Genomic DNA, 14,833 nt, shown 5'->3' on the forward strand with positions numbered 1-14,833 from the left:
ATAGCAACAATAGTAAAAGGAGGCTAATCCGCTCAGCCTCCTTCTCATTATTAATCTTCTAGCAATAACTCTTTCATTTCCTCTAACGACTCTTTCGTAAAGCCAAGAGCTTTTTCAGCGTATGTTTCAACTGATCCGTATTGCTTTTGAATTTCACCAATCGCAGCTTGCAAGTATTCAGCACGTGCTTCAAACATTGCACCTAATATCGCTCTGCTCTCATCGTTTTGTAATTTCGCACCTAAAAAGGCCATCATTTTTTCATTTAGCTTTTCACGGAATCCGTTACTTAGTAAGTAGTCTTCCATTACTGTTTTTTCTGGTACACCTAGTAAAAGTAGTAATAATGCTGAACCAAATCCAGTACGATCTTTTCCAGCTGTACAGTGGTTTACTAACGGTAAGTTTTCCGGGTTTTGCGCTAAGTTTAAGAAGCTCACGAATGCCTCGTTACCACTTACGAAATCTTGATTCATTTTCACAAGATACTCACCTGGTTTTCCTAACATAGAAAGGTCACCAACTTGGAAAAACTCATTTATATTTAAGTCTTTCGCTAAGTCTTGCATAACTGGTAAGCACACTTGACGAGCACCCGTAATTTCTGGATTCGGCTTATGCTTCACTTCAAAGTCTGTACGGTAATCGCAAATTAACTTTAAACCAGACTTTTGTAAATAGGCAATATCCCATTCAGTTAGCCCTGCTAATTCTTCAGAGCGGTATAATTTGCCCCATTTTACTTTACAGCCTTCAGTCGTTTCATATCCTCCCATATCACGGAAGTTAAACGCACCTTGTAATGGCAATCTACGCTCGGCTACTGTTACTGCTTGTCCATTACTTCCTACTAATCTAAAATATGGACGTTCATTTTCACTGGGGTTTTCAATTGTATATGATAATTCCCCATTTACTGTTGCAAGTAATTCTCCATTTTCTTCAATATGATCTGGTGAAGTACTCCAATAAATACGAACTTCTTCTATATTATTTTCCCACTTTATTTGTAACGTATTATCTTTATTTCTTTCTACAGTTGCTTGTAACCAATTTCTTTGCTGTCCCATTCTTTCACCAACGCTTTCTCATATAATCGAATCTCACTCTATTGTATTATACAAATATCTACTTTGTCGTTCTCATTTTTCTTTTTATCTTACAAACAGGCGAAAAGTTCTTTTACTTGTTCAAAATTTGTACAAGGGTTCTCACTAGATGTGTCCCAGATTATATCCTAAAACTTCCTTACATACCGCTCAGTACAACTCAGCAGCTGACATCCATTCTTTTCAAAAACATCCTTCATCCATTCATTTTGTATATTTGTCTCACCAATATAATAAGATGCACCTATTTCCTTTAAGACAAACATCGCACCTGCAAATAATGCCGCTTCATATCCCTTATTACGCATATTTGGAATAACTGCGAAGTACATAAGTTTCCCTTCTTCTAACGTACCTCTTTCAATATGCGGGATTACAATTCCTATCAGCTCTTCATCGATACTCGCTGTTAAGCAATGTTCTTTCCATTGCTCACCAATTTCTTGTACCATCATATGCACAAATTGATCATGAGCGACTGGTTCTCCCGTCGCTTCATTCCACAGTGAATAAAAAGCCTCTTCTCCAACTTCTTCAATAAGCTTAAAATCCATTTCACTTTCTACATCTTCTACTTCATATATATCTTTAAATACAATCATGTTTTCCGTAACATATTCAAATGAATACGTTTCAAAACATTTTTTATACACATCATAATTTGGACTTTTTGAAGAGATTTCAAAATGTAGTTTTTCTAATTCACCTTTTTTAGCTTCAGCAACGCAATATTGCATCATTTCCTCTAATTGCTCTTCTGTAAAAATCTCTGCATTATTTTCTTTTATCATAATAGAAGAAGCACTTCTTCTTATTTTAAAATGTTTTTCTAACTGTTCTATCGTCGTCATATTCTTCCCTCATCTATATCATACTCGAATTTCTAATCGTTCTCCTTGCATGAGCAGGATTGTCCTTGAATATATAGAATACTAGAAAAGATCGCATCTTTAAAGTGCGGAGGAGGTTCTCCAGTGGATATTACAGCATTGCAACAACAGTTAGAGCTTATACAACAAAATGACTATACGCAACTACAGCATATAGACGTAAATGAGTTAACTTTGAACATGCTTCAGTATATCGGAACGACTGATAGCTACGTTCGTTACCAACTTATATATAAATGTTTTGCGCATTTCATTCATCATGAATTCCTTATGGACGATCAGCTGAAATTACTTCTGCAAACTTGTTTAAGTGATGAGTATTTATATTGTGACATTTACTCCCCACATACAGATGGGGTTTTCACACGTTCTTACACTGTTTCGTTAATTGCGTTAATACTCCAATTCGCTAATTCGCACTACTTTTGTACAGAGGAGGATATCGAAGAAATAAAAAATAAACTCATTACATACACAAACTTAGAAACGGATTTTCGGGGCTATATCGAAAATAAAGGATGGGCTCATTGTCTTGCTCACGTATCTGATGCCTTTACTGAAATTGTTCATAATACGTATACAACTTTTGAATGGTACGAAGAATTAATTCATTGTTTATTAAATAAAATCTTTATTCCATCTGACCTTTTTCATAATAACGAAGATGAACGCATTGTTACTCCATTACTAGCAATGCTGTATCATGATTTTCCTCAAAACGAGTTAATTTCTATTATTCATAAAAAAATAAAAAGGCTTCCTCAAATTAGAAAACGCCTTTCGCTTAATGAGTATTGTATTTTATGTGCCAATATTAAAACCTTTTTACGCACATTATTTTTCAGAACGAAAGACGACCATAACTTAGCCTTTACAGCACGTAAAACAGAAAGAATGTTAAAAGAAATTCCTAGCTATTATTAAATACAAGGAGCAATGACATGGGTTATATTGAAGATATGAGAAATCTAGTAGGAAATCATCCACTTATTCTAATAGGATCACACGCCATTATATTAAATGAAAAAGATGAAATATTGCTGCAGCTCCGTACAGATTTTAACCGTTGGAGCATTATTGGTGGTGCCCTAGAATATAACGAAACGTTAGAAGATGCTTTAAAACGAGAAGTGTTTGAAGAAACTGGACTTATTATTAAAAATCCAGAACTATTCCGTACATACTCAGGGCCAGATTTCTTTCAAATCTATCCAAACGGCGATCAAGTACACGGTGTACTCGTTGTTTATATTTGCCGAGAATTTCATGGTGAACTTGTATGCGATCAAAGTGAATCAAAAGAACTACGCTTCTTTTCACTTGATGAATTACCTAATAATCTTCCCTCTGTTATTGAGAGGATTATTACAGATTATCAAAAAAAATAAGGGAACGCTTAACGTTCCCTCTCAAATCCAATCCGTTTTTTAATTTCCGCTAAATTTACCTTTGCAATAGCGCGTGCCTTCTCAGCACCGTTTTCTAACGCCTCATATAATAAATTCGGCTCATTCATATACATTGCGTACTTTTCACGAGGTCCAGCTAACTCACGATCTACAACGCGAAACAACTCTTTTTTCACATCGCCCCATCCGATTCCAGTCTCATATTTTTCACGTAATGACTGTACTTCGTCTTCTGTCGCAAATTCTTTATAAATTGTAAATAAGGTTTCTAGTTCTTTCGGTTCATTTGGAAGTGAAGAATCTGTTTTGATTTTAAATATTAATTTTCGTAGTTTTTCTTGCTCTGCAAATAATGGGATTACATTTCCGTAACTTTTACTCATTTTCCTTCCATCAAGACCAGGTAAAATAGCTCCTTCTTCTTGTATGACATACTCCGGAAGTGTAAATGTCGTGCCAAATGTATGATTAAAATACGTCGCAATATCACGTGCGATTTCAATATGCTGAATTTGGTCTTTTCCAACTGGTACATGGGTAGCTTGAAATAATAATATGTCAGCTGCCATTAAGATCGGGTACGTATATAACCCCATGTTCACTCCCGCATCGACCTCTAACCCTGCTTCTTTATTTTGCTCCACCTTCGCTTTATACGCATGAGCACGGTTCATAAGACCTTTCGGCGTTAGGCAAGCTAAAATCCAAGCTAATTCTAGAATCTCCGGCACTTCTGTTTGTCGATAAAAAATAACATCTTCTCCAAGTCCAAGTGATAACCAAGTAGCTGCTACCTCTTTCGTATAACTGCTGAACTTTTCTGAATCATGCACAGCATTTAATGCATGATAATCAGCTATAAAGTACAATGCTTTTCCTTCATTATTCTTTGACATTTGTAATGCAGGTTTAATCGCGCCAATATAATTTCCTAAATGCGGATAACCTGTCGGCTTAATTCCTGTTAACATTATTTTTTCACTCACACTAACTCCTCCTTTCTCAAAATAAAAAGAGCCCCTCATCCTTAAAAAAGGACGAGAGACTCCCGCGGTACCACCTTAATTAGCTATCATTAGCTCACTTCATACTTCAATAACGTGAAGTAACCGTCTTTAACCTACTCATTTCAGTTAGAAGCTCCAGAGTCCATTCCATATTCATCCCTTACTGATTCTCACCACATATCAGCTCTCTGAAAAGTTTCGAATATGTACTCTTCTCTTTCATTGCTTTTTCGTTATTTTTTACAGTTTATCACATTTCACTTCCAAACAAACCCGAATTTTCTATTTTATATAGCAGGAATTTTCACTTCAATTGTCTAATGTTATATAGGTTTGCAGAAATATTCGAAACAACTTTGGAGGTTTTTTCATGGTAAAATATATATCCATTTTAGGCTCCACAGGATCCATCGGCACATCTGCATTAGATGTCGTTTCAGCTCATCCTGAACATTTCAAAATCGTCGGTTTAAGCGCAAATTATAATATCGATCTTCTTGAGCAACAAATCAAAACGTTTCAACCTCGTATTGTAAGCGTTGCAACAAAAGACTTAGCAGACACGCTTCGTACGCGTATTTCAGCGAATACAAAAATCACATACGGAACTGATGGCTTAATTGCGGTAGCTACTCACCCTGATTCAAATCTTGTATTAAGTTCTGTTGTCGGAGTTTCCGGACTACTTCCAACGATTGAAGCATTAAAGGCGAAGAAAGATATTGCCATCGCTAATAAAGAAACGTTAGTTGCAGCTGGACATATCGTAACTGAACTAGCGAAACAAAACGGATGTCGCTTAATTCCAGTAGATAGCGAACATTCAGCTATTTTCCAATGTTTAAACGGAGAAAATAATAAAGAAATTGAGAAATTAATCGTTACAGCTTCTGGCGGTGCATTCCGTGATAAAACACGTGATGAAATGCAAACATTACAAGCAAAAGATGCTTTAAAGCACCCAAACTGGTTAATGGGCGCAAAACTAACGATTGATTCTGCCACATTAATGAATAAAGGGTTCGAAGTAATGGAAGCGAGATGGCTATTTGATATTCCATATGAAAAAATTGATGTAATGATTCATAAAGAAAGTATCATTCATTCTTTAGTAGAATTTATTGATGGATCAGTTATGGCACAGCTCGGTGCTCCTGATATGAGAATGCCGATTCAATATGCGTTTCACTATCCTACTCGGCTACCTTCTTCCTATGAAAAACTAAATTTATTAGAAATCGGTAGTTTACATTTTGAAAAACCAAATTTAGAGAAGTTCCCTTGTCTACAATACGCATATGAATGTGGCAAAATCGGTGGTACTACTCCCGCTGTATTAAATGCAGCAAATGAAATTGCGAATGCACTATTCTTAAAAAATGAAATTGCCTTTTTCGATATTGAAAAAACAATTTACAAAACAGTTGAAGCTCATCATAACGTAAAAGATCCTTCACTAGATGCTATATTAGAGGCGGATCAATGGGCACGCCAATATGCAAATGAATTGTTAATAAAAAAGCGCTAAAACAGATAATACTGTTTTAGCGCTTTTTTCACGTATTCAACTTAACAAATCTATAACCGTGCGTAACTAATACTTTCAATATCGCATATCCTGGAATGGCTAAAATAATGCCCATAATCCCGAATAAGTTTCCGGCAGTTAAAATGATAAAGATGATAGTAATCGGATGAATGTCTAACTTTTTCCCCATAACTTGCGGAGAAATAAATTTACCTTCTGCTAATTGTACAACCATCATAACGATAATTACTTTTAACACCATTGCTGGCGAGTCGATAAATGCGATAATTAACGCTGGTGTAATGGCGATAATTGGTCCTACGTACGGAACGATATTTACAATCATCGCTAAAATTGCAAGTAGTACCGCATATTTAATACCGATAATAAGGTAACCAATTAATAGCATAATACCGATAAACAAGCTAACGATAATTTGCCCTCTAATATATGAGCTAATTGCATAATGCATATCATCTAGTATTCTCATTGCTGCTGGTTGTCTTTGCTCTGAAATAAACTTTAAGAAGTGATTCGGCAATTGTTCGCCATCTTTTAAAAGATAGAACAATATAAATGGAACCATTACAAATGTTAAAACAACCTCTGTAATAGTACTCAAAAATCCAGTTACATTCCCAGTTACTGATGATAATGACTTTGTAAAATCAACTGTATAGTCTTTTACCATATTCGCAACATTAATATTTAAATTCTCCTGAATTTTACCGAGTAAATTACTTTCCCCGAATCTACGTGCTGCTTGTTCAATCTCATGGCCAAAATACGGTAAGTTATCAATTAATGCATCAATTTGATCTTTAATAATAGGGATAACCGTTACAACTAAAAATACAAATAATCCTAGTACGATTAAATATATAGAAGCTATCGATACGATTCTTGAAACACCTTTCTTTTCTAAAAGCGAAACGAATGGATGTAAAATATAGAATAGTACGCCTGCTAATAGTACTGGGAAGAAAATTGTTTTTAAAAATACGATAAACGGTGTAAAAACAAATGATATTTTTGTTAGCAATAAAATATTAATGAACAATAACGCAAATCCAAGTAATACCGCCAAATAATTTTGTTCTCTAAAAAACTTTCTTAACTTATCTCTTTTTCTTATATTTATTTTCTCCAATGAAACCACCTCTTCGAATGATGAAAAGCCCTTATTCAGGGCTCTTCATCATAATCTATATATCTATTTCTTTGCAGCTTTCACTACAAATGATACAATAAAAATTAACACGATTGCACCTAATAATGCTGGCACGACATGAATCCCACCAAATGATGGCCCAAAGGATCCAAATAATCTACCACCTAACGAAGCACCTAATAAACCTGCGATAATATTTCCGAACATACCACCCGGGAAATTTTTACCCGTTATAGAACTAGCAATTGCACCTATAATAGCACCAACTATTAATGTGATAATCCATCCCATTTTTAGCCCTCCATTTCTATTATAGTTTGTATGATTTAATACAAACATATGTATTTATCATTGCTAATCATATTTCACTATAGAAATATATTTACTACTATTTTACATATGGAGATACATATATTATATGCAAAAAAGAAAAATATTGTCAAACTCACCCATAAAGCAATTATATTCATATACCATATTTAAAGGAGGCTTCATTATCTATGATTCTTAAGTTAAATTCCAGTTCTTTTGAAGTAGCAACATCCATTTTACAGGTTCAAATTCCAGCTTATAAAGTTGAAGCAGACTACTTAAATAGCACTGCCATACCTCGTTTATATGATACTGTAAACGATATTCAAAGTTGTGTTGAAACATTCTATGGATATTTTTCTGAAAATAAACTTGTCGGTTTTATTTCTTTTGTACAAGAAGAAAAACTAATCGATATCCACAGGTTAGTTGTATCCCCCGATTTTTTTCAAAAAGGAATCGCAACGAAACTCCTAATTTATATATTTAACATGTTTCCCTCTTCAATGACATACATTGTACAAACAGGTAAAGCGAATACCCCTGCTATTACTTTATATAAAAAACACGGATTCATTACAGTATCAGATACAATACTTCCTGACGGTATGATTCTTACGCAATTAAAAAAGACAGAATACACAAAATAATTTGACTTGTTCGCTCCTTTATGTTATTTTTTACTTTATAAAACCTTTTGCTGAGTCCAAATTTTGGAGCGGGGGAACCATTTTTGTAGCTATGCTACTTGGGGCGAATCTTTTTTAAGTAGGGAAACTCTCACTTCCCGAGTCCGACAGCTAACCTCGTAAGCGTAATGGGAGAGGAAGGTGCTTTTTGCCTATGTTACACATTTTGCCTCCTTAATTATAAATATGGGATCGATATCAAATAGTCACCTATATTTATAGAAAAGGAGAATGTATTATGTTACGTTTATCTGATCACGCAATTAAAATGATGGAGCAAAGACTTCGAATTGAAAAACAACGCACATATCAAGCAAATAAGGTTGTAGATAACTTACATCACAAATACTTCTTTCAGCATATTTTTCAACCGAAAAGATAAAGAAAATGTTTATTTAATATTAAAAAACACAAGGTGTGTCTTACAAAGACATTCCTTGTGTTTTTTATATTCTTTATAAAATTCTCACTACATTTAAGCTTGCTGTAATCGCACCTGCTATAGTAGTCACATGCCCTACACCTAACGGGCCATTTTGTAATATTAATGTTGAATTGGCACTCGTCACATTCACAAGAAGTGTATTTGAAATGGCTGGTTCGATTACTACAGTTGATGTCGTTACGTTTTGTATAAAACTCCCTGTTAGTTGCGTTCCATTTAATAGCAATCTAACAGATACTGTCTCATTCCCACCATTTGCATCCCATTGGAAATATTACACCTTTTATATGAAATGCATTTTTATAAGAAAAGTACACCTTTGACCTCATTTTTTTAAAATAAAGAAGCCTATCATTTCATCTATTTGAAATCATAGGCTTCTTTTATAAAAACACTTTACTTTCTAGCTTTAATAATAAAAGTAGTCGGCACCATTCTAGCTTTATATAAAGAATAATACTTCGTAGACGGCTCAGCTAGTTCTCCATCAAACGAGCTTGATGGTTCAGGCTCTTCTATTCTCTCAATTTTAAATCCCGCACTATTTAACTCATTTATGTATGTACTTATTTTTCTCTTATATAATGTCGCTTGTACATTTTCTCCTTTAAATGTTTCAAACGTAATGGGCGTTTCCTCATGATAAGAAGACTTTATAGCAACTTCTTCTGTACCATACTGTAAGTTTGAATATATGGGATGCTCCCAGCTAAAAATAAAACTTCCTCCTGGCTTTACATACGAATAAATCAATTCCAACGTTTTTCTTAAATCCGAAGTCCAATTTAATGCATAAATAGAATATACAATATCAAAATACCCTTTCGGAATATTCAATTCCTCTTCCATTTCTCCGCATACTAACTTTGGATTCCAACTCTTTAACGTTTCATTCGCCACTTCAATTTGTGCACTTGAAAGATCAAGCCCCCATATATTGCAATGAATGTCCACTTCCGCATCCCCAATATCAAGAACTTTTTTATTTCTGATTGAATCTCATCTTCAGACGCTGTATACGGACCATATTTAGGTAAACAATCCACTTGAAAGAAATAAGGTGCAACTGTATCCCAACACTTTTTATTTGTAGCTAGCATTTGTGTGCCTTTCATATTATTCATTCCCCCATCCATTTTTCTTTCTCTAATATTACTTACATATCATAACCAGATCGCCCTTTTCTCTTCGCCCGGTAGTTTTTCACTTTCGCAATCGTACCGCATGCTCTTCCTCCTTCTTCTCCAGCATACATACCGCACCATCTTTTACTTCCATTTCGCGAATAATCATAAAATACCCAGCGACAATCTGGACATGCTTTTAACCTTCCCCACACATTTTCTTGAATTGACATTAACACAATGCTTAACACTTTTGTATACACATTCTCTTCATATACTGGTTCATATGTAATACCTTTCATATCATCCTTTATATGTACATGAAATGGGTATTTCTCTAACCATTTTTGTAATGATCCTTCGCCTTCAATTGTCATCCGAATATCTTCTCGAAAACCTCTTAATTCCTCTATCGTATGAAATGGAAACTCTTCATCAAAATATTCTTTCATAAAGAGCTTTATATCTTCTTTTGTTTGCAGCAAATCAATTGGCTCTCTCGTATCGTTTGGTATTCTCCATGTATTTAAAAATTCCCGAATATATTCTAGTTCATTTGGAGCGTTTTGATTCAATTCGATCCACCTTCTTCTTAAAATTTACTTTTTTCTGACTTTATGTATAATTATAGTATAAAATAGTTAACCATCAAATAATTTTACTGGTTACATAATTAGGAGGATTTCTATGAAAGGTTTCTCAACACCGATACGTTTCATGCTTATTTCTTCATTTTTTATGTCTTTTGGGTATTTTGCAGTATACGCATTTTTAGCTATTTATCTATTAACCTTTCTTCATTTTTCTGCTGTCCAAGTAGGAACAGTGTTGACGATTATGACAATTACATCACGAGTTATCCCATTATTCTCAGGGTTAATTGCTGACAAAATAGGCTATATCATTATGATGATATCCGGATTATTTTTAAGAGGAGTCGGATTTATCGCTTTAGGAATATGCTCTGATTTCTATACAATTTCTATTTCTTCTGCACTTATTGGCTTCGGAACTGCATTTTACGAACCTGCCGCTCGCGCTATATTTGGCTCACAGCCAGCTCATTTGAGAAAAAATTTATTTACATATTTAAACCTTAGCTTTAATTGCGGTGCAATAATCGGACCAATTGCAGGAGGATTCTTACTCTTACTCGATCCACTCTACGCTTTCTCTCTAACAGGATCTCTTATGCTGTTATTTGCTTTTATTTTTTACTTACTTAAAAATCACTTCCAAGTCACTACTGAAAACACGTCTATTACATTAGGAATACAGGTCATCTTACAAAACAAATCTTTCCTTCTGTTTTCCTTTATCATGATTTTCTTCTATATTATGTTTACTCAGCTTACTGTCGCACTTCCACTTCATATGAAAAACATTAGTAATAGCAATCAACTTGCTACACTCGTTATTACGATAAATGCGATAACAGGCGTCATATTTATGGTATTATTCCGAAAATTATTCCACAAATACAACACACTTTCGATTATTAAATACGGTGTTTTATTAATGAGTATTTCCTTTTTACTCATTCCTTTATTTCAACACCCATATTGGCTCTTTATTTGTGTAATTTTATTTACAATCGGTGAAACACTCGTATTACCTAACGCTGATATTGCTATTGCAAATTACAGTAATGAATCATATACAGCCACTTTCTTCGGATTTTATCAACTATCACTCGCATTTGGTTTTATCATTGGTAATTATACCGGTACATCTTTTACATCCAACTTAAGCAGAATGTATACACCATGGCTTATTTTTGGCGGAATAGGACTTATTGGTTTTATTTCACTACATATTTTGAATATAAAAAAAGTGGCCTCTAAAGAGGATATACACCTATGTAATACAAGCGACCTATAACGAAAAAGATTCGACCATCATATGTGACAGTCGAATCTTTTTATTTTTCATATTCAAGGTGATTATGTCTTTTACAACCAAATAAATAGCAAGCCCCTATATGATCAGTTTCAAACTCTAATCCTGGAACGTATCCAGATTTGATACGTTCTACCATTGTTTTATAACAATTATTCTCTTCTGTATATTCCTCAATTAACTCTTTCTTATCATTTTCTGTCCAGTTTTCTTCTACTTCTTCACTCTGAACATCTTCTATTTCTGCTGTTTTCACTTCGATAGATTCCCGTATAACTTCATTTATACGGGAGAAATTATTCGTTTTATATAGAGCATACACAAATCTACCAATCCAATTAGGACTTTTCCAGCATTCTTTATATCCCTTTTCGAACCATTCAATTGCTTCTTTATAGCAATTCAATTCAACATATAAATCTGCTACATTAATTTCCCCTAAAAAATTATCAGATTCCCTGTTAAAAGTATCTAACTTCTCTTTTGCTTCTGTCGTTCGTTCTAAATCAATTAAACATTTTACATAGCTATACATGATATAGTCCGAATCCCCTGCAACTCGTAAAAAAAATTCCGAAGCTTTTTCCAGCTCTCCAAGGTTATAATGAGCTACAGCTACATTATGATATGCTTCATCCGATGGTTGAATCGAAATAGATTTTTGTAATACTTCTTTCGCTTCTGTCCATTTTTCTTGTTTCATGTAAATGTCCCCTAAGATGTTATAAGGAAAGTATGAAGAAGGATTCAACTTAACAACTTCTCTTATTAATTCAAGAGCTTTATCATCATTCTCTTCCTCATAGAAGTACATCCAAGCAAGATTATTGAGAGATTGTACGTCTCTAGATTCATGTACTGCTTGTTGAAACAGTTCCATTGCTTCCTCATATTTATTTTGTTCAAACATTTCAATTGCCTTCTCGTTAATGTTCAAATAACTACCTCCGAAGTGAATAAATTCATCTACGCTTTATCATTATTTTAAGATGTAAAAATTGAAATTTCTATAAAAAATTTCTTTATCCTGTCTACATTTCGATTGAAATAGAAGCTAAAACACACGAATTTACAACAATAAGTAAATTTTTCAGTCTCTCTTACATTGGATATACAGCCTTTTTTAATTTACATATTATGGTACAATAAAAAGAGTACTAACTAAACATTTACGCTCCACACTAGTAATCTAGCAATACCAAAATCAAAATTCACATGGAATTGAGGGATGTTATGAAACAGAAATTAGCTGTTCTTCTATTCACTGGAATCATATTATCAGGATGTTCAACTATAGCAGAGAATTCTTTAGAAAGCGGGAAAGGCAGTATGGAATTATTAACACCAACGATCACAGCAAAAGATAATGAATTAGAAATTAAAACTAAAGGCATTGATGAAAATAAAGTAACTTTTATTTATGTTGCTAATAAAAAAGTGTTGGAACAAAAACTAAAAAATGGTGAATCCTACAAGCTTAACATTAAAGATATCGAACACGCTCATAGGACAGACTACAAACCAAAAGTTCAACTTTTCCAAACGAAAGATGATAATGATGATGGAGAAATGGTAACCTTCAAACAAGTTAGATATACAGTTAAAAACTGATTTTAAAGTTGTTTCATTATAAATGTAACGAACGAAAATATACTTTTAACAGTAGATAAATGTAGGGGGTGCTAACATGAAAAAACGATGGATTTCTTGGTGGATTGGTAACATATTTTGGATTATCGTTTTTGGAATATGGGCCGCTATTATTTGGCTACGAGATGTTGATGGGGCTGGTGTTATTCAAACACCTGAAATTAAATCAATATCACTTATCGTTTTATTAATTGCGTTTATCATACCGGTATTTTTTCAAATTATATGGCTAATCATTAATTTGAGAATGAGTAAAAAAAATAATTATACGATTTAGTTTTTTTGAATTAACAGATCAATATTTTTCATAAAAAAAGAGAGGAATCTACATCAAAATAGATTCCTCCTTTTACATTTGGACTTATACTGCACTTTTACTGCAGCACTACTCCTCTTTTTTACGATGCATGTTCATCTTTCTTCTTCATTAACGCTCTTTTCTTCATCGCCTTCGTTAAATATCCACCCTTAAACGAGCGAATTTCATACGAAGACATAAACGCTTTCGGTGCAATTTCATTAATGATTTCTAAAAGCTCTTTCTCTCTAGAACGCTTTGCGACGATATCTAAGCGATAACGTATAGAATTAATACCTTCGCCTTCAAATACTGTAACACCAAATCCAGAGTGACGTAACTCATCTACTAATTCATTACAACGGTCTAGTAAACTAACTTGATACGTAATATAACCAATTGCTAATTTATTCTCTATATAACCGCCTAATAACAGTCCCGCACTAAAGCCAATGACATAGGCAACGATGTTCATCCAATTTGATAAATCTTGAAACACAATACCTAAACTGACAATGTAAATAGCTCCTTCTAACAATCCAACACCAGCAGCGGATCTTGTTTGATTCTTTACAAGCAAAATCGTACGGATTGTTAAAATTGGAACGTAAATAATTTGTAGCACAAAAATAAGTAGCGCTTGTAACATTGGTATCCACCTCTTTCAAAAAGTCTTTTGTCATAATAACATACATAACCTTTAGAAATCGATGGGTTTTTTAAAAAATTTTTATTATTTTTCATAGTATTGAAAAACACAAAAAAGAAGCGTATTATATTTGTCGTTAATTTGTTTACTTGTATCAAATTACTAAAATAAAAAAGGAACCCGATTAGGTCCCTTTCATCATAGCTCTATGTTTTTCGAAGCATGTTCCCTTTGCTTCTCTTCTTCTTTCACTAACTGCATATTTGCATACGCTAAATTTGCAATCATTAAAAAGTGGCCACCTAAAATACCTGTACCGAATGCCCACATTTCCATCTCATGCTCAATTTCATACATGATGATAGCTCCTAAAATGGCAGCTGCAAATCGGTTTAAAACTCCTAATCCAGGAGCCTTTTCCTTCATTACGATACTTTTTCCGAGTTTCTCCACTCTGCGAGCTAATAACCAAAGGCAATAGGCGCTTACTGCTAATCCAATACCGAACCCTGTCACTTGTTTTCCAAACGGAGTAATCGTCCACATAAGTAGTAAACCACTAAAGATCACATACAATTGTAATCGATATACACGTAAGGCTTCTTGAATCAAAATATCCGCTCCTAAGTTCTCATTTTTTGTACTTTTAGAAG

General features: G+C 33.8%; 17 protein-coding genes, 2 pseudogenes, 1 riboswitch and 1 other annotated feature. Of the genes and pseudogenes, 8 read left to right on the forward strand and 11 right to left on the reverse strand.

Annotated features, from left to right (window positions below; all coding sequences use genetic code 11):
- Window positions 1-50: 50 nt before the first annotated feature.
- Both HFD78_RS13475 and HFD78_RS13480 read right to left on the reverse strand, forming a co-directional pair.
- Window positions 51-1,070, reverse strand: coding sequence for a tyrosine-protein phosphatase (locus HFD78_RS13475; RefSeq protein ID WP_000531495.1), 1,020 nt, complete (start codon window positions 1,068-1,070; stop codon window positions 51-53).
- 167 nt (window positions 1,071-1,237) lie between these two features.
- The gene (locus HFD78_RS13480; RefSeq protein ID WP_000207407.1) at window positions 1,238-1,960 is read right to left on the reverse strand and encodes a GNAT family N-acetyltransferase; all 723 of its coding nucleotides are present in this window, start codon (window positions 1,958-1,960) and stop codon (window positions 1,238-1,240) included.
- Window positions 1,961-2,083: 123 nt separating this feature from the next.
- Here HFD78_RS13480 and HFD78_RS13485 point away from each other — a divergent pair, with 123 nt between their 5' ends.
- Together HFD78_RS13485 and HFD78_RS13490 are read left to right on the forward strand one after the other, a co-directional pair.
- Window positions 2,084-2,923, forward strand: coding sequence for a DUF2785 domain-containing protein (locus HFD78_RS13485; protein ID WP_000355453.1), 840 nt, complete (start codon window positions 2,084-2,086; stop codon window positions 2,921-2,923).
- Window positions 2,924-2,940: 17 nt separating this feature from the next.
- Complete coding sequence (locus tag HFD78_RS13490) at window positions 2,941-3,387, forward strand: NUDIX hydrolase (RefSeq protein WP_000540453.1); 447 nt, start codon at window positions 2,941-2,943, stop codon at window positions 3,385-3,387.
- Window positions 3,388-3,395: 8 nt separating this feature from the next.
- Here HFD78_RS13490 and HFD78_RS13495 read toward each other — a convergent pair whose 3' ends face one another.
- Window positions 3,396-4,394 carry a tryptophan--tRNA ligase gene (locus tag HFD78_RS13495; RefSeq protein WP_001290889.1) on the reverse strand — a complete coding sequence of 333 codons (999 nt, stop codon included), beginning with the start codon at window positions 4,392-4,394 and terminating at the stop codon, window positions 3,396-3,398.
- Window positions 4,395-4,438: 44 nt separating this feature from the next.
- Window positions 4,439-4,647: a binding site (T-box leader), on the reverse strand.
- 138 nt (window positions 4,648-4,785) lie between these two features.
- On the opposite strand from HFD78_RS13495, the gene HFD78_RS13500 reads away from it, so the two are divergent.
- Window positions 4,786-5,943: a 1-deoxy-D-xylulose-5-phosphate reductoisomerase gene (locus HFD78_RS13500; protein WP_000241774.1), complete on the forward strand. Its 1,158-nt coding sequence runs from the start codon at window positions 4,786-4,788 to the stop codon at window positions 5,941-5,943.
- 28 nt (window positions 5,944-5,971) lie between these two features.
- Here HFD78_RS13500 and HFD78_RS13505 read toward each other — a convergent pair whose 3' ends face one another.
- Together HFD78_RS13505 and HFD78_RS13510 are read right to left on the reverse strand one after the other, a co-directional pair.
- Window positions 5,972-7,093, reverse strand: a complete 1,122-nt coding sequence (locus tag HFD78_RS13505; protein ID WP_000411480.1) for an AI-2E family transporter — start codon at window positions 7,091-7,093, stop codon at window positions 5,972-5,974.
- Between the two features lie 63 nt (window positions 7,094-7,156).
- Window positions 7,157-7,405, reverse strand: a complete 249-nt coding sequence (locus HFD78_RS13510) for a GlsB/YeaQ/YmgE family stress response membrane protein (protein WP_000539730.1) — start codon at window positions 7,403-7,405, stop codon at window positions 7,157-7,159.
- Between the two features lie 209 nt (window positions 7,406-7,614).
- On the opposite strand from HFD78_RS13510, the gene HFD78_RS13515 reads away from it, so the two are divergent.
- Together HFD78_RS13515 and HFD78_RS13520 are read left to right on the forward strand one after the other, a co-directional pair.
- Window positions 7,615-8,076, forward strand: a complete 462-nt coding sequence (locus tag HFD78_RS13515) for a GNAT family N-acetyltransferase (RefSeq protein WP_000601225.1) — start codon at window positions 7,615-7,617, stop codon at window positions 8,074-8,076.
- A gap of 38 nt (window positions 8,077-8,114) precedes the next feature.
- Window positions 8,115-8,257, forward strand: a riboswitch (cyclic di-AMP (ydaO/yuaA leader).
- 96 nt (window positions 8,258-8,353) lie between these two features.
- Window positions 8,354-8,497 carry a hypothetical protein gene (locus HFD78_RS13520; RefSeq protein ID WP_000945243.1) on the forward strand — a complete coding sequence of 48 codons (144 nt, stop codon included), beginning with the start codon at window positions 8,354-8,356 and terminating at the stop codon, window positions 8,495-8,497.
- A gap of 73 nt (window positions 8,498-8,570) precedes the next feature.
- Here HFD78_RS13520 and HFD78_RS13525 read toward each other — a convergent pair.
- The 3 genes and pseudogenes from HFD78_RS13525 to HFD78_RS13535 form a co-directional block, all read right to left on the reverse strand.
- Window positions 8,571-8,834, reverse strand: a pseudogene (locus HFD78_RS13525) (collagen-like protein); the annotation flags it as partial.
- Window positions 8,835-8,956: 122 nt separating this feature from the next.
- Window positions 8,957-9,675: pseudogene (locus tag HFD78_RS13530) on the reverse strand (class I SAM-dependent methyltransferase).
- A 41-nt stretch (window positions 9,676-9,716) separates the two neighbouring features.
- The gene (locus tag HFD78_RS13535; RefSeq protein ID WP_001072946.1) at window positions 9,717-10,259 is read right to left on the reverse strand and encodes a CGNR zinc finger domain-containing protein; all 543 of its coding nucleotides are present in this window, start codon (window positions 10,257-10,259) and stop codon (window positions 9,717-9,719) included.
- A 112-nt stretch (window positions 10,260-10,371) separates the two neighbouring features.
- Between HFD78_RS13535 and HFD78_RS13540 the strand changes: the two genes are divergently transcribed.
- Window positions 10,372-11,565: an MDR family MFS transporter gene (locus tag HFD78_RS13540; RefSeq protein WP_000675761.1), complete on the forward strand. Its 1,194-nt coding sequence runs from the start codon at window positions 10,372-10,374 to the stop codon at window positions 11,563-11,565.
- 40 nt (window positions 11,566-11,605) lie between these two features.
- Here the strand turns inward: HFD78_RS13540 and HFD78_RS13545 are convergent, their stop codons facing one another.
- The gene (locus HFD78_RS13545) at window positions 11,606-12,520 is read right to left on the reverse strand and encodes a tetratricopeptide repeat protein (RefSeq protein WP_001024466.1); all 915 of its coding nucleotides are present in this window, start codon (window positions 12,518-12,520) and stop codon (window positions 11,606-11,608) included.
- A 278-nt stretch (window positions 12,521-12,798) separates the two neighbouring features.
- On the opposite strand from HFD78_RS13545, the gene HFD78_RS13550 reads away from it, so the two are divergent.
- Entirely contained in the window at window positions 12,799-13,194 is a 396-nt protein-coding gene (locus HFD78_RS13550; protein ID WP_002024430.1) for a hypothetical protein, read from the forward strand.
- Window positions 13,195-13,270: 76 nt separating this feature from the next.
- Window positions 13,271-13,510 carry a DUF3923 family protein gene (locus tag HFD78_RS13555; RefSeq protein WP_000747679.1) on the forward strand — a complete coding sequence of 80 codons (240 nt, stop codon included), beginning with the start codon at window positions 13,271-13,273 and terminating at the stop codon, window positions 13,508-13,510.
- Window positions 13,511-13,631: 121 nt separating this feature from the next.
- Here HFD78_RS13555 and HFD78_RS13560 read toward each other — a convergent pair whose 3' ends face one another.
- Window positions 13,632-14,180 (reverse strand): DUF2179 domain-containing protein, encoded by a 549-nt coding sequence (locus HFD78_RS13560; RefSeq protein WP_000938438.1) that lies wholly within the window; start codon window positions 14,178-14,180, stop codon window positions 13,632-13,634.
- Between the two features lie 198 nt (window positions 14,181-14,378).
- Complete coding sequence (locus HFD78_RS13565) at window positions 14,379-14,792, reverse strand: ATP synthase subunit I (protein ID WP_000613876.1); 414 nt, start codon at window positions 14,790-14,792, stop codon at window positions 14,379-14,381.
- Window positions 14,793-14,833 lie beyond the last annotated feature (41 nt).

This window comes from Bacillus sp. EKM501B (genome assembly GCF_011800505.1).
GTDB classification, from domain to species: Bacteria; Bacillota; Bacilli; order Bacillales; family Bacillaceae_G; genus Bacillus_A; species Bacillus_A cereus.